Source organism: Gilvimarinus sp. 1_MG-2023 (genome assembly GCF_030548285.1).
The window spans coordinates 1-24,075 of the sequence record NZ_JAUOSC010000004.1; the positions used below are offsets into that span (position 1 = coordinate 1).

The 24,075-nt window shown below is 54.0% G+C and carries 20 protein-coding genes and 1 tRNA gene; 10 read left to right on the forward strand and 11 right to left on the reverse strand.

Going from position 1 to position 24,075, the window contains the following annotated elements:
* Nucleotides 1-84: 84 nt before the first annotated feature.
* On the reverse strand, nucleotides 85-1,089 hold the full coding sequence (locus tag Q4563_RS06845) for a helix-turn-helix domain-containing protein (protein WP_303604048.1): 1,005 nt from the start codon (nucleotides 1,087-1,089) through the stop codon (nucleotides 85-87).
* A gap of 215 nt (nucleotides 1,090-1,304) precedes the next feature.
* Here Q4563_RS06845 and Q4563_RS06850 point away from each other — a divergent pair, with 215 nt between their 5' ends.
* Nucleotides 1,305-4,475 (forward strand): beta strand repeat-containing protein, encoded by a 3,171-nt coding sequence (locus Q4563_RS06850; RefSeq protein ID WP_303604049.1) that lies wholly within the window; start codon nucleotides 1,305-1,307, stop codon nucleotides 4,473-4,475.
* 88 nt (nucleotides 4,476-4,563) lie between these two features.
* Here the strand turns inward: Q4563_RS06850 and ychF are convergent, their stop codons facing one another.
* From ychF to Q4563_RS06895, 9 genes are all read right to left on the reverse strand, one after another.
* Nucleotides 4,564-5,655: a redox-regulated ATPase YchF gene (ychF, locus tag Q4563_RS06855; RefSeq protein ID WP_303604050.1), complete on the reverse strand. Its 1,092-nt coding sequence runs from the start codon at nucleotides 5,653-5,655 to the stop codon at nucleotides 4,564-4,566.
* A gap of 168 nt (nucleotides 5,656-5,823) precedes the next feature.
* On the reverse strand, nucleotides 5,824-6,783 hold the full coding sequence (locus Q4563_RS06860) for a 2OG-Fe(II) oxygenase (protein WP_303604051.1): 960 nt from the start codon (nucleotides 6,781-6,783) through the stop codon (nucleotides 5,824-5,826).
* Between the two features lie 136 nt (nucleotides 6,784-6,919).
* Entirely contained in the window at nucleotides 6,920-7,501 is a 582-nt protein-coding gene (gene pth / locus Q4563_RS06865) for an aminoacyl-tRNA hydrolase (RefSeq protein ID WP_303604052.1), read from the reverse strand.
* 32 nt (nucleotides 7,502-7,533) lie between these two features.
* A complete protein-coding gene (locus Q4563_RS06870) occupies nucleotides 7,534-8,175 on the reverse strand; it encodes a 50S ribosomal protein L25/general stress protein Ctc (protein WP_215976430.1) in 642 nt (213 codons plus the stop codon).
* A gap of 102 nt (nucleotides 8,176-8,277) precedes the next feature.
* Nucleotides 8,278-9,207, reverse strand: a complete 930-nt coding sequence (locus Q4563_RS06875; RefSeq protein ID WP_303604147.1) for a ribose-phosphate pyrophosphokinase — start codon at nucleotides 9,205-9,207, stop codon at nucleotides 8,278-8,280.
* 229 nt (nucleotides 9,208-9,436) lie between these two features.
* Nucleotides 9,437-9,511: transfer RNA gene (locus tag Q4563_RS06880), tRNA-Gln, on the reverse strand.
* Nucleotides 9,512-9,518: 7 nt separating this feature from the next.
* Nucleotides 9,519-10,379 carry a 4-(cytidine 5'-diphospho)-2-C-methyl-D-erythritol kinase gene (ispE, locus tag Q4563_RS06885; RefSeq protein ID WP_215976511.1) on the reverse strand — a complete coding sequence of 287 codons (861 nt, stop codon included), beginning with the start codon at nucleotides 10,377-10,379 and terminating at the stop codon, nucleotides 9,519-9,521.
* The gene (gene lolB / locus Q4563_RS06890) at nucleotides 10,375-11,058 is read right to left on the reverse strand and encodes a lipoprotein insertase outer membrane protein LolB (RefSeq protein WP_215976432.1); all 684 of its coding nucleotides are present in this window, start codon (nucleotides 11,056-11,058) and stop codon (nucleotides 10,375-10,377) included. The genes ispE and lolB overlap by 5 nt, the downstream gene beginning before the upstream one ends.
* Nucleotides 11,059-11,065: 7 nt before the next feature.
* The gene (locus tag Q4563_RS06895) at nucleotides 11,066-12,817 is read right to left on the reverse strand and encodes a tetratricopeptide repeat protein (RefSeq protein ID WP_303604053.1); all 1,752 of its coding nucleotides are present in this window, start codon (nucleotides 12,815-12,817) and stop codon (nucleotides 11,066-11,068) included.
* A gap of 130 nt (nucleotides 12,818-12,947) precedes the next feature.
* On the opposite strand from Q4563_RS06895, the gene hemA reads away from it, so the two are divergent.
* From hemA to Q4563_RS06925, 6 genes are all read left to right on the forward strand, one after another.
* Entirely contained in the window at nucleotides 12,948-14,225 is a 1,278-nt protein-coding gene (gene hemA, locus Q4563_RS06900; protein ID WP_303604054.1) for a glutamyl-tRNA reductase, read from the forward strand.
* Entirely contained in the window at nucleotides 14,222-15,304 is a 1,083-nt protein-coding gene (gene prfA / locus Q4563_RS06905; RefSeq protein ID WP_215976435.1) for a peptide chain release factor 1, read from the forward strand. The genes hemA and prfA overlap by 4 nt, the downstream gene beginning before the upstream one ends.
* Before the next feature lie 3 nt (nucleotides 15,305-15,307).
* Nucleotides 15,308-16,150, forward strand: a complete 843-nt coding sequence (gene prmC / locus Q4563_RS06910) for a peptide chain release factor N(5)-glutamine methyltransferase (RefSeq protein WP_215976436.1) — start codon at nucleotides 15,308-15,310, stop codon at nucleotides 16,148-16,150.
* Nucleotides 16,151-16,194: 44 nt separating this feature from the next.
* On the forward strand, nucleotides 16,195-16,911 hold the full coding sequence (locus tag Q4563_RS06915; RefSeq protein ID WP_442903743.1) for a HesA/MoeB/ThiF family protein: 717 nt from the start codon (nucleotides 16,195-16,197) through the stop codon (nucleotides 16,909-16,911).
* A 94-nt stretch (nucleotides 16,912-17,005) separates the two neighbouring features.
* Nucleotides 17,006-18,334: a YjgN family protein gene (locus tag Q4563_RS06920; protein ID WP_303604055.1), complete on the forward strand. Its 1,329-nt coding sequence runs from the start codon at nucleotides 17,006-17,008 to the stop codon at nucleotides 18,332-18,334.
* Between the two features lie 12 nt (nucleotides 18,335-18,346).
* Nucleotides 18,347-19,468 (forward strand): M48 family metallopeptidase, encoded by a 1,122-nt coding sequence (locus Q4563_RS06925; RefSeq protein ID WP_442903733.1) that lies wholly within the window; start codon nucleotides 18,347-18,349, stop codon nucleotides 19,466-19,468.
* Between the two features lie 86 nt (nucleotides 19,469-19,554).
* Here Q4563_RS06925 and Q4563_RS06930 read toward each other — a convergent pair whose 3' ends face one another.
* Nucleotides 19,555-20,556: an adenosine kinase gene (locus tag Q4563_RS06930; protein ID WP_215976440.1), complete on the reverse strand. Its 1,002-nt coding sequence runs from the start codon at nucleotides 20,554-20,556 to the stop codon at nucleotides 19,555-19,557.
* A 115-nt stretch (nucleotides 20,557-20,671) separates the two neighbouring features.
* On the opposite strand from Q4563_RS06930, the gene mrcB reads away from it, so the two are divergent.
* Genes mrcB through Q4563_RS06945 form a run of 3 tightly spaced genes read left to right on the forward strand, consistent with a single transcriptional unit; the run spans nucleotide 20,672 to nucleotide 24,018 of the window.
* On the forward strand, nucleotides 20,672-23,059 hold the full coding sequence (gene mrcB, locus Q4563_RS06935; RefSeq protein WP_303604057.1) for a penicillin-binding protein 1B: 2,388 nt from the start codon (nucleotides 20,672-20,674) through the stop codon (nucleotides 23,057-23,059).
* A gap of 57 nt (nucleotides 23,060-23,116) precedes the next feature.
* Complete coding sequence (locus Q4563_RS06940) at nucleotides 23,117-23,617, forward strand: hypothetical protein (protein ID WP_303604058.1); 501 nt, start codon at nucleotides 23,117-23,119, stop codon at nucleotides 23,615-23,617.
* A 35-nt stretch (nucleotides 23,618-23,652) separates the two neighbouring features.
* Nucleotides 23,653-24,018: a hypothetical protein gene (locus Q4563_RS06945; protein WP_303604059.1), complete on the forward strand. Its 366-nt coding sequence runs from the start codon at nucleotides 23,653-23,655 to the stop codon at nucleotides 24,016-24,018.
* The last annotated feature ends 57 nt before the right edge of the window (nucleotides 24,019-24,075 follow it).

Genomic DNA, 24,075 nt, shown 5'->3' on the forward strand with positions numbered 1-24,075 from the left:
TCCGCATTCCGCATTCCGCATTCCGCATTCCGCATTCCGCATTCCGCATTCCGCATTCCGCATTCCGCATTCCGCATTCCGCGTTCAGCGTTCACTTCCCCCTGTGCTATTTAAACGCTGAGTTTGCCCGGGGGTTTCGCCAAAAAATGCACGGTAGGCTTTACTAAAATTACTGACATGGACGTAACCCACAGCGTAAGCGGCGGATTTTACCGGCATGTCAGTTTGCTCCAGCAATGCACGCGCTCGGTTTAAGCGTTCGCGACGCAAGAACTCTCTTGGTGAGCACTGCTGCATGGTTTGGAACAGTTGGTGCAGTTGCCGTTTGGAGACTCCAAACCTTTGGCAGATGTCATCTCCTTTGAGTGGCCGCTCTAGGTTCTCGCGCAGGTATACCGTTATATTATTAAATACCTGCTCGCCCCACAGTGGCGCTTGGCTTGAGCTGTTGTCTTGGCAGGTAATCGTAAGGCGAACGGACTCGGCGAAAATAGACCAAGCCACCGCTTCTAGTTGTAGCTCCTGCGTTGGGGAGCCACCAGCGCAGGTGACTGGAGAAAACACATCAGTCAGCAGGCCGCGCAAACGGCTCTGTACGGGCAGGCGCCGATTTACAGTGCCACCCTCCGGCACCGTGGCAAAATTGGCCAACCCCTCAGGCAGTTGATCTCCTAAACGTTTATGCAAGATCGACATTGGGTTGGCAACGCCTATGTGTCGTACGGTTTGCCCGCCGGGAATAATAAAGCGCGATCCAATGTCTTGCACGCGAAAAAGCAAACCGCTTTGTGGGGTTATCAAGTGTTGTTGGCGATCCGGAGTTTCTAGAGTGATTGTGCCGGTCAGCAGAAAAATACTGCACAGCAGCTCGGCTAATTCTTTTTGATCTGAATGACAGTCAATAACGCAATCTTTGGTTACCCGAAATTCAGATCGGTACAGCGCCAACTCGCTACCGAAATCAAACCGTTGCACTCGGCCAATACCCGCGCTCTCGGGTAGCGGAAAATCATCGGCCACAAAGTCCCAGAGAACCTGATAAGGGGGTGAAAAATCACAGTGATGATCGTCGTGAGTCATGGCGGGCATTTTAACATAAGCCTAAGTGGCGAGTTTAATTTATTGAGCGATACTGTGCCAAACGCATAAAAGTGATGCAAAACAATAAATCAGACAACTTGCTGCTTAGCGTTCCCGCCGTTATCGTTTTGTGAAATAAACGCTGGATTTTCTTAGGGAAAATCTACCGGTACAGTAACCCCCAACAGAGTTAATGATCCGTGATAATACCGTGCAGCAAAGCTATGCCTGTAGCCGTTAAAGAGCTCCCTGCGACTTTCTCCTCCCTGTTATTGCTTTCATCTCCACAGCAAGGGTTGCCATTCAGGGCTTTAGCGATGGCAGTGTCGTTGTCAGCGGCACCCGCATGGGCACAAAGCGTCAACGGTACGGGCGAGGTTATTCCAGCAGCTGGGCCCCACCCTTGGTCTATCGCCGGTGACCTTAATGTGGCGCAGGATGCGGCAGGCACACTGGCCATTGAAAGTGGCGCTACGGTGAATAACTCGGAAGGCTATATAGGACGCAACGCGGCCGGCTTGGGCGAGGTCAGCGTTACGGGGGCGGGCTCCATTTGGGCGAATGCCGGCCGGTTGCAAGTCGGCGGTGAGGGCAGTGGTGATTTGAGAATTGAAGACGGTGCCGCCGTTAGCAGTACCCTAGGCCATATTGGTTATGGTGGTCCGAGTGATAGTTCTGCCACTGTGACTGGGGCCAGCTCTTCGTGGACTAACAGTGATGATCTACACGTCGGCCTGTGGGGCAGTGCTGCACTTACGGCTGAGCAAGGTGCCACGGTCCTCAGCAGAAAAGGCACGTTGGGTTATTTCTACACGGGTAATGGGACGGCTACCGTGACCGGTGGTGGTCGCTGGGAAAATCAGGGGACACTTCATATCGGTGTCGATGGTACGGGTACGCTTAATATTGGCGTTTCTGATTTGAGCGACACGGCAGGCACTGTCATCGCAACCGAGGTGACTACCGGCGTTGGTAGTGGCACGGTCAACTTTAACCAAACCGACGATATTACGTTTGCTATTAATATCAACCAGAATATCCGTTTGCATCAGCGTGGTACTGGCAGCACGACCCTAACCGAGGACAATACTTACAATAGAGGCACTATCGTCAATGGCGGCACCTTGGTTGTGAATGGCGGCAGTATTGACCACGCTAGTGCCGATATCATTGTGGGTGAACTCACGGGCGATAGTGCGACCTTGCTTATGCAGAGCGGTGCCAGTATCAATAGCAACAATCATTATATTGGTAGGAATACGGGTAGTAATGGCGCCGTAACGGTAACGAGTGGCGCAAATTGGACGGGCGAGGGATTGCATGTCGGTAGTGAGGGCAGTGGCGCGTTGATCGTTGAAGACGGCTCCACGCTTAGCAATACATTGTCTTATATTGGCTATGGCGGGTTGAGTAACAGTACTGCTACTGTGACTGGGGCCGACTCTTCATGGATTAACAGCGATGATTTGCATGTAGGGCTGTGGGGCAATGGTGCGCTTACGATTGAGCAAGGTGCCACGGTCCAGAGTAAAAGAAGCACACTGGGTTATTATTCAACGGCTAGTGCGACGGCTACGGTAACCGGTGGCGGTCGCTGGGAAAGTCAGGAGACGCTTCATATCGGTAACACTGGTACGGGCACGCTTAATATTGGCGCTTCTGATTTGAGCGATACCGCAGGCACTGTCATCGCAACCAAGTTGATTACCGGCATTGGTAGTGGCACGGTCAACTTTAACCAAACCGACGATATTACGTTTACGGTACCTATCGAAGGAAACATTGTTCTGAATCAGCGTGGCTCTGGCAGCACGACCCTAACCGGGGCCAATACGTACAATAGAGGCACTACCGTCAATGATGGCACCTTGATCATAGATGGAGGCAGTATTACTCACGCCACTGCCAATGTTGTGGTGGGTGATGTCTCCGGCGATACAGCAACGCTGCTGATGCAAAACGGTGCCAATGTCAGTGGTGATGACGACTATATTGGTAAAGACTCAGGCAGCATCGGTGCTGTGAGCTTAACGGGTGGCGCCAGTTGGGCCAATAGGCGCAGCCTGACGGTGGGGCGAGGCGGCAATGGCACGCTGGATATTAATGCGGGCAGTACGGTTAGCAGTGAGGCTGGTCAAATAGCCTGGGTGTTGGGCACCACAGGAAGCGTTACGGTCACAGGGGCTGGCAGCCGCTGGGATAATAACGATGTGTTATCGGTTGGCAGAAGTGGAGCCGGGTCGCTAAGCATTGCTGAGGAGGCGGTCGTCACCAGTGAAACCGCTTACATCGGTCGCAACTCTGACGGTGTCGGTGAGGTCACTCTCACAGATAACGCCATTTGGACCAATAGCGGTGAGTTGCATGTTGGTATGTGGGGCAATGGCACACTTAGCATCGCCAGTGGCAGTGCGGTGAGCAGTACCGTTAGCCACCTAGGTTGGGATAATGGCACCGAGGGGACAGTAACAGTGGCCGGCGGTGCCACCTGGACTATGACCGATGAGCTGTACCTTGGCGGCATCGGTACCGGAACGCTTAACATTGGCCCGTTTGATCTTAGTGGTACCGCCGGTACGGTAATCGCCGAGGAGATTAAGACCGACATATGGTTTCCCTTTAGGGGGACTGGAGTCTTAAACTTTAACCAAACTGACAACGCCCTTTTTGCTACGCCGATTCAGGGAAATATCAGCCTCAATCAGCGTGGCAGTGGCACCACAACCCTAACGGGTACGCATACCTACCAAGGCGATACCATCATCAGCGGCGGTACGCTGTTGGTCAATGGCAGTATTGCATCGGAGGTAACGGTGCAAGCTGGCGGAACCTTAGGTGGCAGCGGCAGTGTGGGTGGGGTTACCAGCGCGGGCACTTTGACGCCTGGTAATTCGCCGGAAACCCTGAACGTCATGGGCGACCTGGTGCTTAACGCGGCTTCAGTGCAAGAGTTTGAGTTGGATGCCCCCGGCACAGTCGGCGCTGGTGTGAACGATTTGATCGAGGTCGATGGCAACCTCACTCTGGACGGCACACTCAACATTATTGATTGGGGTAATTATGAAGCAGGCACTTACCGGCTGATTAACTTCACAGGTGCGCTGACCGACAATGGCTTAAATATTGGCACCCAGCCTGCGGGCTATACGGCGGTATTGGATCTCTCTGTGGCGAATCAGGTAAATTTAATCGTTAGCGCCGATCCTGATCCTGATCCTGATCCTGATCCTGATCCCGATCCCGATCCCGATCCCGATCCCGATCCCGATCCCGATCCCGATCCCGATTCAACGGTGCATGCATTGCCTATTTTTAATCTACCAGGGGTGTTGTGTATGGCACTGCTGCTGACAGTTAGTGGCGTGGTGCGATTGAGAAAACGCGGACGGGTTTAGTTTCAAAGTCTGACGTCGGAGGTCTGACGTCTGATGCAAAAGAAAAAAGTCGTCAGACGTCCGGCCTCAGACGTCTGACTATTATTAGTTACACATTAAACAAAAAGTGCAGTACATCGCCATCTTTTACGACATACTCTTTGCCTTCTTTACGCGCTTTACCCGCGGTTTTTGCACCTTGCTCACCTTGGTACTCAATAAAGTCATTGTAGGCGATGGTTTCGGCGCGAATAAACCCTTTTTCAAAGTCGGTGTGAATAACACCTGCTGCTTGTGGCGCTGTGGCACCAATAGGGATGGTCCAGGCGCGCACTTCTTTGACGCCTGCGGTAAAGTAAGTGTGGAGACCGAGTAGTTCATAGCCGCCGCGAATAACGCGGTTTAACCCTGGCTCTTCCATGCCCAGTGCTTCCAGAAATTCTGCTTTTTCATCGTCGTCCAGTTCGCTGATTTCCGCTTCAATTTTATTGCAGATAGGCACCACGACGGCGTTCTCGGTAGCGGCAATTTCGCGTACTTGGTCTAAATGTGGGTTGTCGTCAAAGCCGTCTTCCGCCACGTTGGCAATGTACATGGTGGGCTTTAACGTCATTAGGCTCAGTTCGCGCAGCAGGCTGCGTTCATCATCGGTAAGATCATACGAGCGCAGTGGTTTGGCTTCATCGAGGTGTGGTTGCACTTTTTCCAGCAACGCCTTCATAGCGATGGCGTGCTTGTCCTGGCCTTTGGCGGCTTTGGCAAAGCGCAGAATGGCTTTTTCTACCGTTTCTAAATCGGCCAGCGCCAGCTCGGTGTTGATTACGTCGATATCGGAGGCGGGGTTAATTTTACCGTCAACGTGGATGACGTTTTCATCCTCAAAGCAGCGTACAACATGGGCGATGGCATCCGTCTCGCGAATATTGGCGAGGAACTTATTGCCGAGGCCTTCACCCTTAGAGGCGCCAGCCACAAGACCTGCAATATCGACAAATTCCATGGTGGTGGCAATCACCTTCTCGGGTTTGACGATCTCGGCAATTTTGTCTTGGCGGGGGTCGGGTACCGCAACCACACCGGCGTTGGGCTCAATGGTGCAGAACGGGAAATTCTCCGCGCCAATGCCCGCCTTGGTCAGTGCGTTAAACAACGTGGATTTGCCTACATTCGGAAGACCAACGATACCGCAATTAAAGCCCATGGAACTGTCTCTTGATTGGATGATTGTGCAAACGGCGAATTATACATGAATTGGATGGTGGAGAGGGAGCTTGCTAGCGGTACGCAGAACGCCAGGTGCACAATGCAACAAGCGCTAAGCAAGATTTGACGCAGGCTAAGCTCAGCGCAAAATTTCAGCATTCAGCATTCATTTCTGTCCCAATAGCTTCCGTTTCACTTTCGAAGCTAAATTCAGCCCCATGCGGGCGATCCAGAACGCCTTATGGCTGGTAAGTTTGTCGAGCTTATCCTGCAGGCGGTGGTTGTCCCGGTATAGGCGCTGTAGATGTTGGTCGCGCCGCGTCAAAAGTACTTGAATGCGCTGATAGTCTGCAGTGCTCAATACTTGGCCGGGCTGAATGTGTTCGGGCAGTGGGCGTTCAACGTAGATGGTTGAGTGGCGGCCCTTGTATTCATGAGCTGGACGGGTTTTGCTGTAAAAATATAGGGCAATAGATTTGCGTGAATGCGGGTCTTGATCGCCATTTGGTAGGTTGATGCGCTCAAAGCCGTGCCACGAGTGATCGTGAGTGGCAAAAATCACGCAGCGATTAAACAGCGGTGCCACTTTAGTAATTTTATTTTCTGCAGGTGGCTTGCGCGGGTCTTGATGAAATTCGATCAGCCCGCCCCAGTCGTCTTGCCACTCTTTGTTGAGATAGATAATTAAGTTAAGCCGGCGGTGATAATTGGTAACCGGGTGGCGGTTGAAGTCGACGTGTGGATCTAAATCCTGGCCGTGACAGTTTTCGTGTGTACCGCCGCCAAAGTAATCTGGGTCGTAAATTAAGTCAGGTATGCCTGTGGCCTGACTTACCCAGTTTAAAAATTTCTCGGATCGAATCAGCTTATCCAGTTTTTGGTACTGGGTGCCAATATCGCGCAGTTCAGTGTACACCGCTTTGCGGCCGATGATGCCATTCTCGTTGCGCGCTTTTTCGTCATCGAATACAGGAAACTCGTCCAACAGAGTCTGACAAAAGTCGGAGTCAAAAAACTCGTCAATAACGAGGTGGGAAAAAGGTTCGGCTGACTCAAAAGCTCTGGATAAATGTGCGGTGGCCTTTAAGGTGGATGGGCTGAGGCAGTCCTGTAGGGTATTGGCCATAGGTATCTCCGGGACGGTTTATTATAGTATTTCCGATAGTATAAACAGAGGTCGTGGTTGGGGCTAGATGCTTGAGGTCGGAAGCTTAATGGGAAGGGGGCGGTTTAAAGCGAGGGGGGGGATTTCGTCTTAGGCTTTATTTCGTATGCAACTGATGCATCGCCTGATTCCATTCACCTTTTACCGCTAGGGGTAGGGCTTTGATGGCTTTGTCGATGCTGTCGTCGATCAGTTGTTGCTCGTCGCGTCCGGCGCGTTTGAGTACATGGCCCGTGACTTTTGAGGCGTGGCCGGGGTGGCCGATGCCAATACGCAAGCGGGCAAAGTTTTTGTTGTTGCCAAGGCAGGCAATAGTGTCGCGCAGGCCGTTGTGGCCGCCGTGACCGCCGCCAATTTTTAAACGGGCGATACCGGGCTCGAGGTCGAGCTCGTCGTGAGCGACTAAAATGGCTTCAGGGTCAATTTTATAAAACTGCGCTAGGGCACCAATGGCCTGGCCGCTGCGGTTCATAAAAGTGGTTGGTATTAGCAGGTGAACCTGGCGGTTGCCGAGCAAAATGCGTGCAGTATCGCCAAAGAACTTTTTTTCCGGAGAGAGGCTGGTGCCCGCCTGGCGAGCCAGTTCGGACACCAAGTCGGCGCCGGCGTTATGGCGGGTTCGGTCGTACTCGGCTCCGGGGTTGCCGAGGCCTACGATAAGTTGAACCGGTGTATCCATAACGCCGCGCCTACAGGGTCAGGGCCAGCAGCTTATTCGCTGTCGCCTTCGCCTTCTGCTTCGCTAGATTCAGCGTCGTCTTCGCTCATGCCTTTAGGCTTGTTCACGGTAACAACTGGCTGGTCGTGATCTGAACCGTGTGACAGTTCAACCGAGACAACACCTTTGGGCAGGTTCAGGTCAGAGATGTGAACAACCTGACCCAGCTCAACGTCGGTCAGGTCCACTTCAATGAACTCTGGCAGGTCAGCAGGTAGACAGCTAATTTCTAACTGAACCATATTGTGAACGATTTTACCGCCTTGCATCTTAACGCCTTTACACGCTTCTTCGTTTAAGAAGTGCAGAGGTACGCTGGTGTTCAGCTTTTTGGTTTTTGATACACGCATAAAATCAACGTGGAACAAAATTGGCTTGGCGGGGTGACGCTGCAAGTCTTTCAGGATAACGTCTTCGGCTTTATCATCAATTTCCAAAGAGATGATGTGCGAGTAAAACGCTTCGTTTTCCAGCTGCTTGAGCAGGTCTTTTTGGTTCAGGGTAATGCTAACAGGCTTTTTCTTACCACCGTAAACGATAGCAGGTACTTCGCCAGCCAGACGACGCAGGCGGCGGCTCGCACCTTTCCCTTTGTCTTCGCGGCTCTTTGCAATAATGACAAAATCTTCACTCATTGTGAATTTCCTCTGTGTAAACCATACAGGTCCGCGACCAGAACACTGCATGGGGTTGTTAACACTGCAACCCTATGTTGCAGCGGTAATCTGAGCCTCCGCTTAGCGGAACATCGCGCTCAGTGATTCCTCATTGCTTAGGCGGCGCACCGCTTCGGCTAACATTCTCGACAGGGTCAACACGCGCACGCGGCCGCAGTTTGACGCCTCTTGGCTCAGGGGGATGGAGTCGGTAATCACCAGCTCATCCAACACTGAGTTGTTTAAATTTTCAATTGCTTTGCCGGACAACACAGGGTGGGTGGCGTAGGCCACAACCTTTTTTGCACCTTGTTTTTTCAGTGCAGCGGCGGCATTGCACAGTGTGCCTGCGGTATCGACCATGTCGTCCACCAGCAAGCAGGTGCGTCCGTCAATCTCACCGATGATGTTCATCACCTCGGCGACGTTGGCCGAAGGGCGGCGCTTATCGATAATCGCTAAATCGGCGCCTAGTTGCTTGGCCACCGCACGGGCGCGAACAACGCCGCCGATGTCGGGTGATACCACCACCAAGTCTTCAAATTTTTGCGCTTCGATGTCTTCCAGTAACACCGGAGAGCCGTAGACGTTGTCTACCGGTACATCGAAGAAACCCTGAATTTGCTCTGCGTGCAAATCGACCGTCAGTAAGCGGTCGATGCCGGCGCCTACCATCATGTCGGCCACAACTTTGGCGGTAATGGGTACGCGGGCCGAGCGCACACGGCGATCTTGGCGGGCGTAACCGAAGTAGGGCACCACAGCGGTAATACGGCCGGCCGAGGCGCGTCGCAGCGCATCAACCATTACGATCAACTCAATCAAGTTGTCGTTGGTGGGGGCGCAAGTGGGTTGAACCACAAATACGTCGCGACCACGAACATTAACATTGAGCTCTACCGCGACCTCGCCGTCGCTGAACTGGGAGACGGAAACGTCGCCCAGCGTCATGCCCAGATGATCGACAACTTTTTGCGCGAGCGCTGGGTTGGCATTGCCGGTAAAGACCATTAAGTCCGTCACGTCAGGTACCCTTCTGTTTGTTAGTGTTCTTTTTTATCTGCAATAGGCAAATAAAACAACAGCACTGTGCCTGCGCACAGTGCTGCTATGATAACCCGGCGCTTAGGCCAGAGCGAAATCGTGGAGGGGAGTCCTCTGTTCGGAGGAGGGCCCTCAACGCGGAGGTTAATCCTTAAGCTCTAGCGGAGCAAGCTAATCGTCGGGGTACCGAGGAATATGGCTGGGGTGGAAGGATTCGAACCTTCGCATGACGGGATCAAAACCCGCTGCCTTACCGCTTGGCTACACCCCAGTAGTGCTTAATCAGGAATGAGTTCGTTCAGTGGTGAGTGCGAAATGCCTTGGGCGACAAATCCGGGCAAGGTGTCCGGTGCTTGTGCCAAGACCGCTCGGGCCTCTTTCTCACTGTCGAACGGAGCAAACACACAAGCTCCTGTTCCTGTCATTCTCGCATCTTCGTTGAATTTCTTCAACCAAATCAGTGCGTTATCCACGTTGGGATACAGCTTTCTGACGAGAGGTTCACAGTCGTTTCGTGTGGCCCTCTGCGAGAAGGCCGCTACTTTAATGGGGCGGGTGTCTCTTGTCAAATCTTTATGTGAAAAAATTGTGGCAGTGCTTACATGACAGTCAGGTTGGATAACGGTAAACCATTTTGGCGGCAAATCCACCGCCATCAGTTGCTCACCGATGCCTTCGGCCCAAGCGGTGCGGCCATTAATAAACACGGGTACGTCGGCACCAAGCTTGAGCCCCAGTTGCATTAAGACGTTTTTGCTCAGTCCCAAGCCCCATAAATGGTTGAGGCCAACTAAAGTGGTGGCAGCATCACTACTGCCGCCGCCAATACCGCCGCCCATGGGCAGTACTTTGTTTAACTCGATATGAGCCCCTAAGTTTAACGGAGGGGAGGTTGAATTTTGCGCGGCTTCTTGCAGGGCGAGGGCGGCGCGCAAAATTAAATTGTCGCTGTCGGCCACGCCTTTGAGGTTGCTCTTAAGGTTTACCCTGTTCTGGTCGGTGCGGGTAAACGTTAAGGTGTCGCCGACATCCAATAACTGAAACAGCGTTTGCAGCTGGTGGTAGCCATCGGCTCGCTGTCCGGTTATATGTAAAAACACATTGAGTTTAGCCGGAGCCAGCAAAGTGAGGGAATCAATCAAGGCCGGGATTCCACTGGTGAATGGATAGCACTAGCCGAACATCCATTTGAGTGTCGGCCGAGTCGTTGCCGATGGGGGCTTGCTCGGTTTGAATCTTGTCCGCTCGCACATAGCCCGGCAGTACAAAGCCGTCGACCCATTGGTGGCGCTTGAAACTTAAACGCCAGCCCGACTGTTCAAAACTGCTCAATAAGCCTTCGGGGGTGTAGGTTAATTCTGTGCGGGGAGTGTCGGGCGCTGGAATACCTTTTACCCAATCACTGAGCAAAGATACCGGTAGCTGCCAGCCGGTGGCTTGATAAAGCAAAGACTCAACGTCGCGGGCTACCAACTCGGGCTCACCGGCTTGCTTTAGGCTGACTTGCTGGGCGTTGCCCTCAATAACGATTCGGCCGCGCCCCAGGGGGCCGGACAGCGAGAGATTGACATCGGTCTTCGATTGGCGCCAGCTGAGCCGTGCCGAGCCATTGTCGTCGGGCAGGCGGATGCCAAGTTTGCCCTGCAGTTGCCAGTCGTGCAGTTGAGCGAGGCGCTGGCGCTGATGTTCGGCGTCGTCCACCTGCGGCTTGGGGGGCGTCGGAGCGCAGTGCGTTAAACACAATAAGAACGCGATGATCAGTGTCAGCCGCCCCAGCTTTGAGTTGGGGCTCACGCCACAAGCGGGAGTAAACTTCATGGACTATTTATTCCGCCGTCAGGGGGCTTAGCGCTTCAAGCGGCACTTGCAAGCGCTTGAGTGTGTCCAGAACATATGAGCTATCGGGGTTAAGGTTTAGCCCACGGCTCCAAACACTTTTGGCCTCTTCTTGTTGGTTATTGGCCCACAGTGCCTCACCTAAATGAGCCGCTATCTCTGGGTCGGGAAAGATATTCATCGCTTTGCGCAGGTAGCGAATGGCGATGTCGAGATTGCCTAAGCGAAAGTGTACCCAGCCTAGGCTGTCGATGGTGGCAGCGTCGTTGGGCTGCAGCACCAGCGCCTGTTTAATCAGCTCGTAAGCTTCGCTGTAGCGATCGGTGTTTTCGGTCAAGATATAACCCAAGGCATTGAGCGCCATGGCGTTGTTGGGGTCGTAATCAATGATGGTCCGTAGATCTTGCTCGGCCATGGGCATATTGCCCAGTTGCTGGTGCAACATAGAGCGAGAGTACAACAGCGAAGCGTTTTCCGGCTCGGCTGCCAGCGCGGTATTGAGTACCTCTAGCGCTTGCTCGGGCTGCTCGGCGCCCACTAGGCGCTGGCTATAAACCAGAGTGAGTTGGTCGCGCTCCTCGCCGGATAGGTAATTCAAGGTGCGCTCATAATAGTTGGAGGCGCTGGCGGCTTGCTCTTGAGTTAAGTAAATCGCAAAAATTTGGGCATTGGCCGCCAAGTATTCTTCACCCGGTGCAATCTTTTGGTAGTGCTTGAGCGCGTCTTCAGGCTTATCGCGTGATTCGGCCAGTTTGCCCAGAAAAAAGTGGGCGGCATCGGTGTTATGATTCAACTCAATCAGAGTGTGGTAGTTGTGCTCGGCGGTGAGTAGGTCGCCGCGTTGCTCGGCCACCAGTGCCAGCGCCCGTACCATATCGGCATCTCGCGGGTTGTCGTCCACCAAATGCTGAAATTCCCGCTGGGCCGCTTCGATATCGCTCATGGTCAGGAGGCGTGCGAACTGCAAGCGCAAACGCGTGCTGTCGGGCTCTTCTGTTAGTTTGTTTTCCACTAGGGTTAAGGCTTTGTCGGTTTGCTCTAGCTGGTGCAGTAATCCCGTGACCAGAACCAAGGCGTGGGTGTTGTCGGGCTCCAGCGTTAGGGCTTGTTGGGCTAGCTCCAGGGCTTGTTCGGGTTGGTCTTGCTGCTGCAATAACAGGCCGGTGCCAATCAGTAGGGGCGCGTTTTCGGGTTGTTGTGTCAGCAGGTTTTGATACTGCTCCAGCAATTGTTCGCGCTGGGTGTCGGTTACTTGCTGGGCGTTGGCGGCAATGCTCTGGTAGAGGCTGCCACTGTCGCGTGTTGTGCCAAGCTTGGTGCTGTTAAAGGCTTCCATCAACCGGTCGGCTTCAATCAGCGATATAATGGCCGAGGCCTGAGCGTCTTGGTTGTCGGGTGAGGAGTCGGCCCAAATCTGCGCGGTGCGCAAAGTGGCTTCTTTTTCCCCTAGGTAGCGAGCAATGCGGTAGGCGCGTTCGGCCACCTGCGGGTCGCCGGTTTGTTCGGCCTGCTGGGCGTAATTGGCCAGTGCCACATCGAGGCGGCCGCGGCTGCCGGCGATTTCGGCACTCAGCAGTGCGTAGAAGGTATCACTGGTGAAAGGGCGCGCGGGTAATTCGGGTGGAGCCACGGGCTCCACCTCGGCAACGACAGGCGTGGCCTGGGGCTCTATGGGCTGCTGGGCACAGCTAATTAAAGTGGCCGCGAATATAACAACGCCAGCCTGTAAAAGTGCTTTCATTTTGCCATCCTAAATCGGGTACCGAGCAAAGAACCTGTTATTGCCGGGCGGACACTGTAAAATGCCACTTGTCAGCGGCCTTGGCTAGCTGGACAATGGCGCCCCTATTTCGGTACAAGTACTTTCTTGCATGACATTATTGGCTTTTGGGATCAATCATACAACCGCTCCTCTCGCAATTCGAGAGCGGGTGGCGTTTGCCCCCAATGTCATGATCGATGCCCTGCGCGGCGCGCAAGGCCAAACCGGTGCCCGTGAAGCGGCCATATTATCTACTTGTAATCGCACCGAAATCTATCTGGAGTCCGAGCAGCAAGCCGAAGCGATTCTGACCTGGCTGCAGGAACACTCAGCAGTCTGCCAAGATGAGCTAAACCGCTGCCACTATCTTTACCGGGGAGATGAAGCGCTGCGCCACATGATGAAAGTTGCCGGCGGGCTTGATTCGCTGGTGTTGGGCGAGCCGCAAATATTGGGGCAAATGAAATCCGCTTATGCCATGGCACGAGAAGCCGGTACCGTCGGGGCATCTCTGCACGGGGCTTTTCAGCAGGTCTTTGCCGTGGCCAAGCAGGTGCGCAGCCAGACCGGCATTGGCGAGAACCCTGTCTCGGTGGCCTATACTGCGGTGACCTTAGCCCAGCAAATATTTTCCGATTTAAAGCAAGATACCGCGCTTTTGATCGGTGCCGGCGAAACCATAGAGCTAGTGGCCCAGCATCTCAGTGAACAGGGTATTGATCACCTGATTGTTGCCAACCGTACTCTGGATCGCGCACAAGCGTTGGCCGGTCGCTATGGTGGTGAGGCTATCTTGTTGTCGGAAATCCCTGAGTATTTGCAGCGGGCCGATATAGTGATTTCTTCCACTGCCAGCCAATTACCGCTACTGGGCAAAGGCGCGGTAGAGTCGGCGCTGAAAGTGCGCAAGCACAAGCCCATGTTTATGCTGGATATTGCGGTACCGCGCGATATTGAGGCCGAGGTCGGCGATTTAGCCGATGTTTATTTGTACACGGTGGACGATTTACAGGTCGTAATTGATCAAAACCGCAAAAGCCGCGAAGAGGCGGCCGACCGGGCCCTCGGTATTATCGAAAAAGGTGTGCAAAGTTATAAACGCGAGCAGCGCGCTCTCGATGCGGTGGATACCATACGTGCCTATCGCAATAAGGCAGAGCAATTGCGCGAACAAGAGTTGCAAAAAGCACTCAATCAGTTGCATGCCGGAGCCGATCCCGACAAAGTGGCCAGCCAGTTGGCTCGCAACTTAACCAATAAATTATTACATGCACCGACCACCGCATTGCGCGAGGCCAGTGCAAAAGGCGAATACGACACTCTGCGTTTGGCGCACGATCTGTTTGCCATCACCCAAGATGATATTGAACGCAGCGAGAAAGAATGAAAGCTTCTATTGTAGAAAAACTCGACAAACTCAGTGAGCGCAACGAAGAAGTTAGCGCTCTGTTGTCCGACGGCGATGTGATAAGCAATCAAGACAAATTCCGCGAACTGTCGAAAGAGTACGCCGAACTGGAGCCTGTGATGGTTGCGTTCAATCGCTATCGCACGGTACTAGAAGATATAGAAGAAGCGCGCTCCATGCTCGATGAGGGCGACGCCGATCTGCGCGAAATGGCGCGCGAAGAAATAGACAGCGGCGAAGAAGAAAAAGCAACACTGGAAACCGAGCTGCAAAAGCTGTTACTACCCAAAGACCCCAACGACGATAAAAACGTCTTTTTGGAAATTCGGGCAGGTACCGGTGGCGATGAGGCGGCTATTTTCTCTGGCGATTTATTCCGTATGTACTCGCGTTACTGTGAACAGGTTGGCTGGAAAATTGAAGTGCTGAGTGAAAATGCCGGTGAACACGGTGGGTACAAAGAATTGATTACCCGTATTAGCGGCACCAACGTGTACTCACAGCTTAAATTTGAATCTGGTGCACACCGGGTGCAGCGCGTGCCCGAGACCGAATCCCAGGGGCGGATTCATACCTCCGCCTGCACCGTCGCGGTTATGCCAGAGGCCGACGAGCTGGAAGAGGTGAATATCAATAAAAACGATATTCGTGTCGATACCTTTCGCGCCTCGGGCGCCGGTGGTCAGCACGTCAACAAAACCGACTCGGCCATTCGCATTACCCATATTCCCAGTGGCGTGGTGGTGGAGTGTCAAGATGAGCGCTCGCAACACAAAAACCGCGCCCGCGCCATGTCTTTGCTAGCGGCCAAATTAAAAAGCTCACAGGAAGAGTCGGCCGCCGCCAGTATTGCCGAAGAGCGCCGCTCGCTGGTGGGCAGTGGCGATCGCTCCGAGCGTATTCGTACGTACAATTACCCGCAGGGCCGGGTGACCGATCACCGTATTAACTTAACCCTCTATAAGCTGGATGAGGTTATGCAAGGCGCACTGGGCGAAGTGGTCGGGCCGCTCACCCAAGAGTATCAAGCTGACCAGCTGGCAGCTCTGGCCGACTGATTCGTGCGCATTGATCAAGCACTGCAACAAGCCACACAAGCGCTTACCAACAGCGACAGTGCGCGGCTCGATGCCGAGGTTTTATTGAGTGCGGTGCTCGATAAAAGCCGCACATATTTTTATACTTGGCCCGAGCGCACACTGAACGATTCGGAACAACAAACCTTTAACGCTTTAATTAAACGTCGCGCCCTAGGTGAGCCAGTGGCTTTTCTTACCGGCACGCAAGAATTTTGGTCGCTGCCGCTTAAAACCCATTCGCAAACGTTAATCCCTCGGCCCGAAACGGAACTGCTGGTAGAGCAGGCGCTGGCATTAGGCATTGATGATGCCGCGCAGGTTCTCGACCTCGGCACCGGTACCGGTGCCATTGCCTTAGCGCTGGCCTCCGAGCGACCCAGCTGGCAAATCAGCGCGGTGGATCGCATTGCCGACTCCGTTAATTTGGCGCGCGCCAATGCCCAGCATTTAAAACTGAACGTTACTATTTATCAGAGCAATTGGTTTGCCGCCGTGCCAAAACACGAACGTTTTGCGTTGATTGTCAGTAACCCGCCTTACATCGATGCGGAGGATGAGCATTTACAGCAGGGAGATGTACGCTTTGAGCCGGCCTCGGCACTAGTGGCTGATGAAGCGGGCTTGGCCGACATTCGTCGCATCAGCGAGCAGGCTCTGGACTATTTAACACCGGCAGGCTATTTATTATTTGAGCACGGCTGGCAGCAAGCCGCCCTTGTGCGCAACTTAATGAACGATCTGGGTTACCAGCATGTACACAGTGTGCGCGACTTGGCGGGCATTGAGCGGGTAACGATCGGACAGCGAGAGGCGGTAACACCGTGACAGAGTTAAACGATCAACAACTACTGCGCTACTCGCGGCAAATTATGCTGCCGCAAATGGATATTGCCGGCCAGCAGGCTTTGCTTGCCGCCACGGTGTTGGTTATGGGAGTGGGCGGCCTGGGTTCACCGGTGGCTTTGTATTTGGCCAGTGCCGGGGTAGGCCGTTTACTGTTGGTGGATGACGACAAAGTCGAGCTGTCTAACCTGCAACGTCAAATTGCCCATTCAACGGATGCCATTGATCAAACCAAGGTGGCATCGGCCGCTGAGAGTGTGCATAGACTCAACCCCGATACGCAACTTGAGCTTATCGACCAGCGGCCCGATCGCGAACCATTAACAGCGTTGGTTGCGCGTGCGGATGTGGTGGTCGATTGCACCGATAACTTCACCACTCGCTTTTTGTTGAATGAATGCTGCGTTGCACAGGCAACGCCGCTGGTATCCGGGGCGGCCATTCGTTTAGAAGGGCAGGTCAGTGTGTTTGACTCTCGCCAAAGTGATGCCCCCTGTTACCGCTGTCTGTACCCACCGCAAGCCGATGAAAATCTGAGTTGCTCGGCCAGCGGTGTACTGGCTCCTCTGGTGGGGGTGATTGGTTCGGTGCAAGCGGTCGAGACCATCAAATTGCTTACCGGTATCGGGGAAACACTCGCCGGGCGAGTGCAGTTTTACGACGCATTAACCGGGCGCTGGCGCGAGATGCGTTTGCCGCGAGACCCCGAGTGCCCGGTTTGCTCTGAGCAATCGGGGCGATAGCGTCAGGTGCGGGCAGATTGAACACGAGTGAAAGCACGCTTGGCCGTTGGCTTTAAAAAAATATAAAAAGTTGAGAAAAGGAAAAGGAATATTTATGCCGCAGGAACCAACCTATAAAATCATACTGTTGGGCGCGAGTGCTGGTGTGGTGGATGTGCAAGCCCAAGCCGGCTTTGCCAAATTGTTTAATCTGTCGGTAGACAAGGTCGAAAAGATTTTTGCCCAAGGGCAGCGCACCTTGAAAACCGGATTGAGTGCAGAGCAAGCGCAAAAGTATATCGACCGACTAGCGGAGGTCGGGGTGGCTTGCGAGATGGCGCAAGAGGTAGCTGAATCCACAGCCACTGTCGATGAGCCTGCACCAGCATCCCCGCCAGAGCAAGGCGCGCACGAGCCCGTCGCCGCTGGCACTCCTCCGCCTACAGGGGTAGGGAAAAGCACCGATAGCTATGCCGCTGACGATAAGCGTGAAGTCCCTTTTGTGTTTACCGGCAATGGTTTTGAATATTTTAAAATTTGGATCGTTAATATTCTCTTGTCGATTGTTACCTTGGGTATTTATTCGGCCTGGGCCAAGGTGCGTAATAAACAGTATTTTTACGGCAACACTCACTTGGATGAGGCCAGCTTTGAGTACACCGCGGACCCGGTTAAAATTTTAATCGGCCGGGTTATTGCCTTGGTGTTTTTGGTTTTATATACATTGAGTGGGAAAATATCACTTATCATCGGCACGGTTATGGGGATTGCGTTAATCGTGGCGCTGCCATGGATAATCTGTCAGTCCATGCGCTTTAATGCACGCTATTCAAGCTACCGTAATGTGCGCTTTGCGTTTAACGGTCGATTGGGGGAGGCGGCCTTAGTATTGCTGCTTTGGCCATTGTTAGGGGCGATTACTCTCGGCATTCTAATGCCCTACGCTATTTTCCAGCAGAAAAAGTTTATTTACGCTAACCATGGTTATGGCACTCAGAGCTTTGTCTTCAGTGCCACCGTGAGCCAGTACTATGTCGCGTTTTTGTTGACCCTTGCCATCTATGTGGGGGCAATCGCTTGCACCTTCATCCCTTATGTGGGCCCGCTGCTGGCCCTGGTGGGGTATCTATACGGCTTCGCCTACTTCACCACAGCGTTGGCTAACATTAATTACAATGCAATCACGCTCAAAAGTCATGCGCTTAAAGCCAATTGGAATGCGAAGGACTATTTGATTTTAATGGCCGTTAATACACTTTTAATTGTATTAACGTTAGGGCTGTTTATTCCTTGGGCCAAGGTGCGCACGGCGCACTTTAAAGCGCGCTACACCCAAGCGGTTCTGGCGGGCAATTTCGATACCCTGGTTGAACAGGAAAAAGAGTCGGTTAACGCGCTGGCTGAATCTGTTGGTGACTTGTTCGATATTGATATCGGTTTTTAAGAGGAGCCAGACGTGGCGATTTGCGGCAGATGGTATAGCGGGTCAAGTGCACAGCCAACCGAGGCGCTGCTCGACGTGTCAGAGGACGGCCACCTGCAGATTCTCGCGCAAGCAAATGGGCGCGTGCTGGCCGAAGAGCTGGCGGCCACGGTTGCCATTTCATCGCGTTTGGGCAATACCGCTCGCTTTGTAAAGTTTGACAGTGGCGCCGCCTTTGAAACTCGCGACAACGATCAAGTGGATCAGATGCAACGACAGTGGCAAGGTGCGCGTAAAGGCTTGCTGCATACACTGGAGTCGCACTTGGGCTTGGTGGCAGTAGCCACTGTTGTTGTCGCCGTACTGGTATGGGGCGGTGCCGTGTGGGGTGTACCCGCCGCCTCGAATGCTATTGCCCATCAGCTGCCGCAAAACTCGCTCGATACTGTCGCTCGGGAAACTCTCGCGATTTTGGATAAAACGTATTTTGCACCGAGTGAGCTGAGTGAAACACGGCGCGCCGAATTGCAAGCGCATTTCGCCCCGGTGCTAGCCGAGTTCCCGGAGCTGCCTTTAAAGGTTACTTTCAGGCAGGGAGGCGACATTGGCGCCAATGCGTTTGCCTTGCCCGATGGCACTGTGATTTTTACCGACGAAATGGTCGAGCTGGCGCAATCCGATCGTGAGTTGGTTGCCGTGCTCGCCCATGAAATTGGCCATGTGGCCTTGCGTCATAGTATGCGAGCGGCCATTTCTAATGCGACTCTCGGTTTTATTTATGTCACCGTGGTGGGCGATAGTACCGCACTCAGTGATTTGCTGATTGGCCTACCGGTGGCGCTGACAACCTTCTCCTATTCGCGCGATCACGAGACCGAAGCCGACGCGTTTTCTGCCGCTTATCTCGACCGTGCCGGAATTGATCGGCAGCGGTTTATTGATTTGATGCAAAGGCTAGGCGAGAGTGCTGCATGCACACGGTTGATAGAACAGACTGAGACCTACGACCCGCAGCTGCTGAGCGACGAAGAGCGGTTGCAAGTGTGTGAAGCGCTGGCCGAACAACACTCAGACGAACATGAGAATAAGTGGTTAGGTTATCTCTCGACCCACCCTGAACTGGAAGAGCGCCTGGAGGCATTCCAGATTTTGTAAGCCCAAGCTAAACATTAACCTTTGCGCTTGGCATTAGCGCAAAGGTTAATTGTGGTTGCTGCAAGTATTTAAAAGCTGCCGTTAACTCAACCAAAAAATGCGGTTTTTAACTCTTGATGCTGCTCGGCCTTTAAGCGAGGGCCATATTGCGTCACTACTTTGGTGGCGGCGAGGTTGGCAAAGCGCCCAGCGCGCTCGTAACCTTCACCCTGACTGAGGGCGTAGAGGAAGGCACCTGCGTACATATCACCGGCACCATTGGTATCAATGGCTTTTGCTTTGGCGGTGGGAATGCTCATTAAGTCTGTGCCATCAAACACCAGCGAGCCTTCGGCGCCTAAGGTAATGGCGAAGGTTTTGGCGCAGCGCTGCAGCTCAATAATCGCGTCGTCAATATTTTCGGTTTGGGTAAAGCCGAGCGCCTCATCGCGGTTACAGAACAGTAAGTCGACGCCGCCGCCGATCATCTCGGTCAAGCCATCTTTAAAGAACTGCACCATGGCCGGGTCCGACAGGCTGAGTGCGACTTTGGTGTTGTGCTGCTCGGACAATTGGCGCAGTTTAATCGCCGCTTCGCGGCCGGTATCTGAGCTGACCAAGTAACCTTCAATATACGACCACTGCGAGGCGCTAATGGCGTCTTCATCCAACTCCGTGGTGGAGACGGTAGCACTGAGACCTAAAAAGGTATTCATGGTGCGTTCGGCATCGGGGGTAATCATCACCAAACATTTACCGGTAATGCCTTCATCCTGACCGACGTGGGTGGGGTAGCTGACCTTGGCATCTTTAATATCTTGCAGGTAGAAGCTGCCATTGTCGTCGTTGGCGACCTTACAGGAGTAAAAGTTGTGGCAGCCGAAGTAGCCTGCGGCAATAATGGTGTTGGCGCCGGAGCCGCCACTGGCACGCTGCGAGGCCACCAAGTGATCTTGCAAATAGCCAATAATCTCGTGCTGGCGCTCTTCGTCCACCAGCGTCATCACGCCTTTGTCTACGCCCATGGCTGTTAAATCGTCATCGGTTACCGTGATTTCGGTGTCTACCAGAGCGGCGCCGATGCCGTAAATATCGTATTGCTTTGCCATTGTTTGCCTCTAGCGCTGAAGGGGTGAGCCGGCCGGTGCCGCACTCATAAGTTAAGGGGCATTTCACACCGACTCGACACTTCGGTGGCAGCTCCCTTGTATTTGGGCGCACATTATGCAAAATAACCGCGCCCTAATCAAAGCTGGTATTCTGCACCCTATGACCAAACGCCGTACTCGTACCACCAAACGCACTCGAAAAAAGGCCTCTGGCCGCGCCGGGCACGGCCGCTCACTGTTTAAGCTGCTTTTCTTTTACGGTTTATGCATCGCGCTGGTGGCTGTTGGCCTGTGGATGCTCTACCTCGATCAGATTGTACGCGAGAAGTTTGAGGGTAAAAAATGGGCGCTGCCAGCCCGGGTTTACGCGCGCCCTCTAGAGTTATACGAGGGGCTGTCGGTCACACCTAATTTGCTGGAGCGCGAGCTTGGGGCTCTCGGGTACCGCTGGGTGGATTCGGTGACAAAACCCGGCCAGGCCAGTCGACACAGTGCCGGCGAGTACACCCGCTATCAAATTTACACTCGCGGTTTTAACTTTTGGGATGGCCAAGACCGGCCCCAAAATTTTGAAGTATTACTGGGGCCGGTTGGGGTGGCGCGCCTTACGCTCGATGCTCGCGAATTACCCTTAGTAAGGCTGGAGCCAGAGCAAATTGGAGGCATTTACCCTGCGCAAAAAGAAGACCGGCTGTTAGTACAGCTAAAAGACCTGCCGCCGCTTTTGGGTGAAACTCTGCTGGCGGTAGAAGATAAAAACTTTATTAATCACTGGGGCGTATCGCCGGTGGCCATTGCTCGCGCCGCCTGGGTAAATGTCCGTTCTGGTCGGGTAGTGCAGGGCGGTAGCACCTTAACCCAGCAGCTCGTTAAAAACTTTTATTTAACACAGGAGCGCAGCCTCACCCGCAAAGCCCAAGAGGCGGCTATGTCGGTCTTGCTGGAGTTGCACTACAGCAAAGCCGAAATTCTAGAAACTTATATCAACGAAGTCTTTTTGGGGCAGAGCGGCGCGCGCGCTATTCACGGTTTTGGTTTGGCCGCGCAGCATTATTTTCAGTTGCCCGTCTCCGAACTGGATGCCCCCAAGGTGGCACTGTTGGTGGGTTTGGTTAAAGGCGCCTCATATTACAACCCGTGGCGCAACCCCGAGCGCGCCCGCAAGCGCCGCAATCTGGTGCTGGATGTTATGCACCGCGAAGGCCTGATTAATAAGGCGCAGCTAAGCCGTGCTCAGGCCGCATCGCTTGGGGTAGTTAAGGCGGGCAGCCGTTCGCAAACCACCTATCCGGCGTTTGTCGATCTGGTGAAGCGGCAGCTGGCTCGCGATTACAAACCCGAAGATCTACAAAGCGATGGCCTGCGTATCTTTACCACGCTCTCGCCCATGGTGCAGCGTCAAGCCGAAGAGGCCATGAGCAAACGCTTAACGACACTAGAGCGCGACTACAAAACCGAGCAACTACAAGGCGCCATGGTGGTGACCTCGGTGGGGGCTGCCGAAGTGCTGGCGGTAGTGGGGGATCGCAACCCGCGCTACGCCGGTTTTAACCGGGCATTGGATGCCAAACGCCCGGTGGGCTCATTGATGAAACCCTTGGTGTACTTGGCCGCACTGGAGCAACCTGCGCGCTATCATCTAGGCAGTATTATTTCCGATGCGCCGGTTACGGTGCAAAGTGATGATGGCGAGCTGTGGCAGCCGCAAAACTATTCCCGCCAAAGCCACGGCGATGTGCCTTTACTGCAAGCGCTGGTGCGTTCTTACAACCAAGCCACGGCCCGGCTGGGAATGCAAGTCGGGCTGGATAAGGTCGCCCACACCTTAAAGCGCGCCGGATTCGACGGGCGGGTGCCGCCCGTACCGGCGATGACTTTGGGGGCTATTGAAATGTCACCCATTGAGGTGGCGGGTATTTACCATACCCTGGCGGCCGAGGGCACCTATACGCCCCTGCGGGTGATTCGCGATGTACTGACCGCCACCGGCGAGCCGCTCAAGCGCTATCCGCTGACCATAGAGCAGCGCTTTAGCGAGGCGGCAGCTTTTCAGTTGCAGTACGCCATGCAGGCGGTGTTGCGCGAAGGCACCGGTCGGGCGGTATACCATCGCTTTCCGGCCGACTTACCGCTGGCAGGCAAAACCGGCACCACCAATGATCAGCGCGATAGCTGGTTTGCCGGTTTCAGCGGCGAGCATTTAGCGGTGAGCTGGGTGGGGCGCGATGACAACAGCCCCATGCCCCTGACCGGCAGCGGCGGCGCTTTAAAAGTGTGGGCCGACTTAATGAGTGAACTGCCGACATTGGGGGTTAACTTAGAGCCACCGGAGTCGGTCAATTTTGACTGGGTTGATGCCTCCAGCGGTATGCTCAGCGCCGAGGGCTGCGAGGATGCCCTGTGGTTGCCCATGGTAACGCGCTACGCCCCCACCCAAGCGGTGGATTGCCGATTGCAGCAGCAAAAACAGGAGCGCAGTTGGTGGCAGCGGTTTTGGAATTAATTGCCGAGTGTTGTTTCAGTATTGCACCTAACACTCGCGGACAAATCAGCAGGTGATATGAAAGAGTTAAAGCAAGGTTTTGCCGCGCGTTGTTACGGCGGTTGGATAATCAGTGCCGTTTTACTGGCCAGTTGTGCCAGCCATACCCCGGCCCCGGTCAGTGAGGCCGGTGGCGGGCAAACCCTTGACCCCAGTGTGAGCCAACCCAGCCCCGATGCCACTGAGCCTCAACAACCGGCAGAGTCAAACGAGCCCAGCGCCCCGGCCCCCGTTCAGCCCTCGATGGGCAATCGTGACTCGGCAGTGGCGGCATTGCTGGAGCGATCATTGAGTGAGTACCGGCGCGGCCGCTACCCCCAGTCGGTGGCCACCGCAGAGCGGGCGCTGCGCATCGACCGGCGCAATGCCGACATCTATTTACTGCTGGCGAAAAACTACTATCGGTTGGAAGACAACCAGCAAGCCGCCCAGTTTGCCCAGCGCGGCTTGCGCTACTGTGGCGACGACCGCTCGCTCAAGTGGGAGTTGGAGCGTATACTGAATAAAACTTTGGATTAAAACGCGCAGATTTATCGATGTTGCTACGGTGTTTGATGATTACGGTGTTCGTCTTACAGGGCCTGTTAGGCTCTGTTTTAGCGACACCTGCGCCCGAAAAAAATGCAGCACCGGAGCGCGTGGCGGTTGTGACGGATCAACTGGTGGCAACCCCCTGTCATGGTCACGGCGACATGACAGCCGAGCACACTAAGCAGGCTGAAAATTCGCACGCCCTGGCTCCGGAGCCGGAACACTGTTCCGGTGTTTGTTGCTGCCCGGGAATGTGTACAGCGGCAACTTTATTACCCTCCTCCTGGATTCTTCTTGCGGTGCCTCAGCAGACTGTAACGGCCCGTTTGGTCGTGCCGCTGCTGATTGCCCATCCCTCTCGTTTATATCGTCCCCCCACATTGGTCTGACACAGCTTCAGTGCGCCTAAAATTTGGTGCACCCGAATAAAGTTTGCCCTGATCAGG

What these genes read in the sequence shown, in the direction of transcription:
- Q4563_RS06940 (WP_303604058.1), top strand. Translation starts at nt 23,117, where the DNA reads ATGAAAGAGTTAAAGCAAGGTTTTGCCGCGCGTTGTTACGGCGGTTGG.
- Q4563_RS06895 (WP_303604053.1), bottom strand. Translation starts at nt 12,817, where the DNA reads ATGAAAGCACTTTTACAGGCTGGCGTTGTTATATTCGCGGCCACTTTA.
- Q4563_RS06930 (WP_215976440.1), bottom strand. Translation starts at nt 20,556, where the DNA reads ATGGCAAAGCAATACGATATTTACGGCATCGGCGCCGCTCTGGTAGAC.
- Q4563_RS06920 (WP_303604055.1), top strand. Translation starts at nt 17,006, where the DNA reads ATGCCGCAGGAACCAACCTATAAAATCATACTGTTGGGCGCGAGTGCT.
- Q4563_RS06850 (WP_303604049.1), top strand. Translation starts at nt 1,305, where the DNA reads ATGCCTGTAGCCGTTAAAGAGCTCCCTGCGACTTTCTCCTCCCTGTTA.
- lolB (WP_215976432.1), bottom strand. Translation starts at nt 11,058, where the DNA reads ATGAAGTTTACTCCCGCTTGTGGCGTGAGCCCCAACTCAAAGCTGGGG.
- prfA (WP_215976435.1), top strand. Translation starts at nt 14,222, where the DNA reads ATGAAAGCTTCTATTGTAGAAAAACTCGACAAACTCAGTGAGCGCAAC.
- Q4563_RS06915 (WP_442903743.1), top strand. Translation starts at nt 16,195, where the DNA reads ATGCTGCCGCAAATGGATATTGCCGGCCAGCAGGCTTTGCTTGCCGCC.
- hemA (WP_303604054.1), top strand. Translation starts at nt 12,948, where the DNA reads ATGACATTATTGGCTTTTGGGATCAATCATACAACCGCTCCTCTCGCA.
- Q4563_RS06875 (WP_303604147.1), bottom strand. Translation starts at nt 9,207, where the DNA reads ATGGTCTTTACCGGCAATGCCAACCCAGCGCTCGCGCAAAAAGTTGTC.
- Q4563_RS06945 (WP_303604059.1), top strand. Translation starts at nt 23,653, where the DNA reads ATGATTACGGTGTTCGTCTTACAGGGCCTGTTAGGCTCTGTTTTAGCG.
- pth (WP_303604052.1), bottom strand. Translation starts at nt 7,501, where the DNA reads ATGGATACACCGGTTCAACTTATCGTAGGCCTCGGCAACCCCGGAGCC.
- ychF (WP_303604050.1), bottom strand. Translation starts at nt 5,655, where the DNA reads ATGGGCTTTAATTGCGGTATCGTTGGTCTTCCGAATGTAGGCAAATCC.
- Q4563_RS06860 (WP_303604051.1), bottom strand. Translation starts at nt 6,783, where the DNA reads ATGGCCAATACCCTACAGGACTGCCTCAGCCCATCCACCTTAAAGGCC.
- Q4563_RS06845 (WP_303604048.1), bottom strand. Translation starts at nt 1,089, where the DNA reads ATGCCCGCCATGACTCACGACGATCATCACTGTGATTTTTCACCCCCT.
- mrcB (WP_303604057.1), top strand. Translation starts at nt 20,672, where the DNA reads ATGCAAAATAACCGCGCCCTAATCAAAGCTGGTATTCTGCACCCTATG.
- Q4563_RS06870 (WP_215976430.1), bottom strand. Translation starts at nt 8,175, where the DNA reads ATGAGTGAAGATTTTGTCATTATTGCAAAGAGCCGCGAAGACAAAGGG.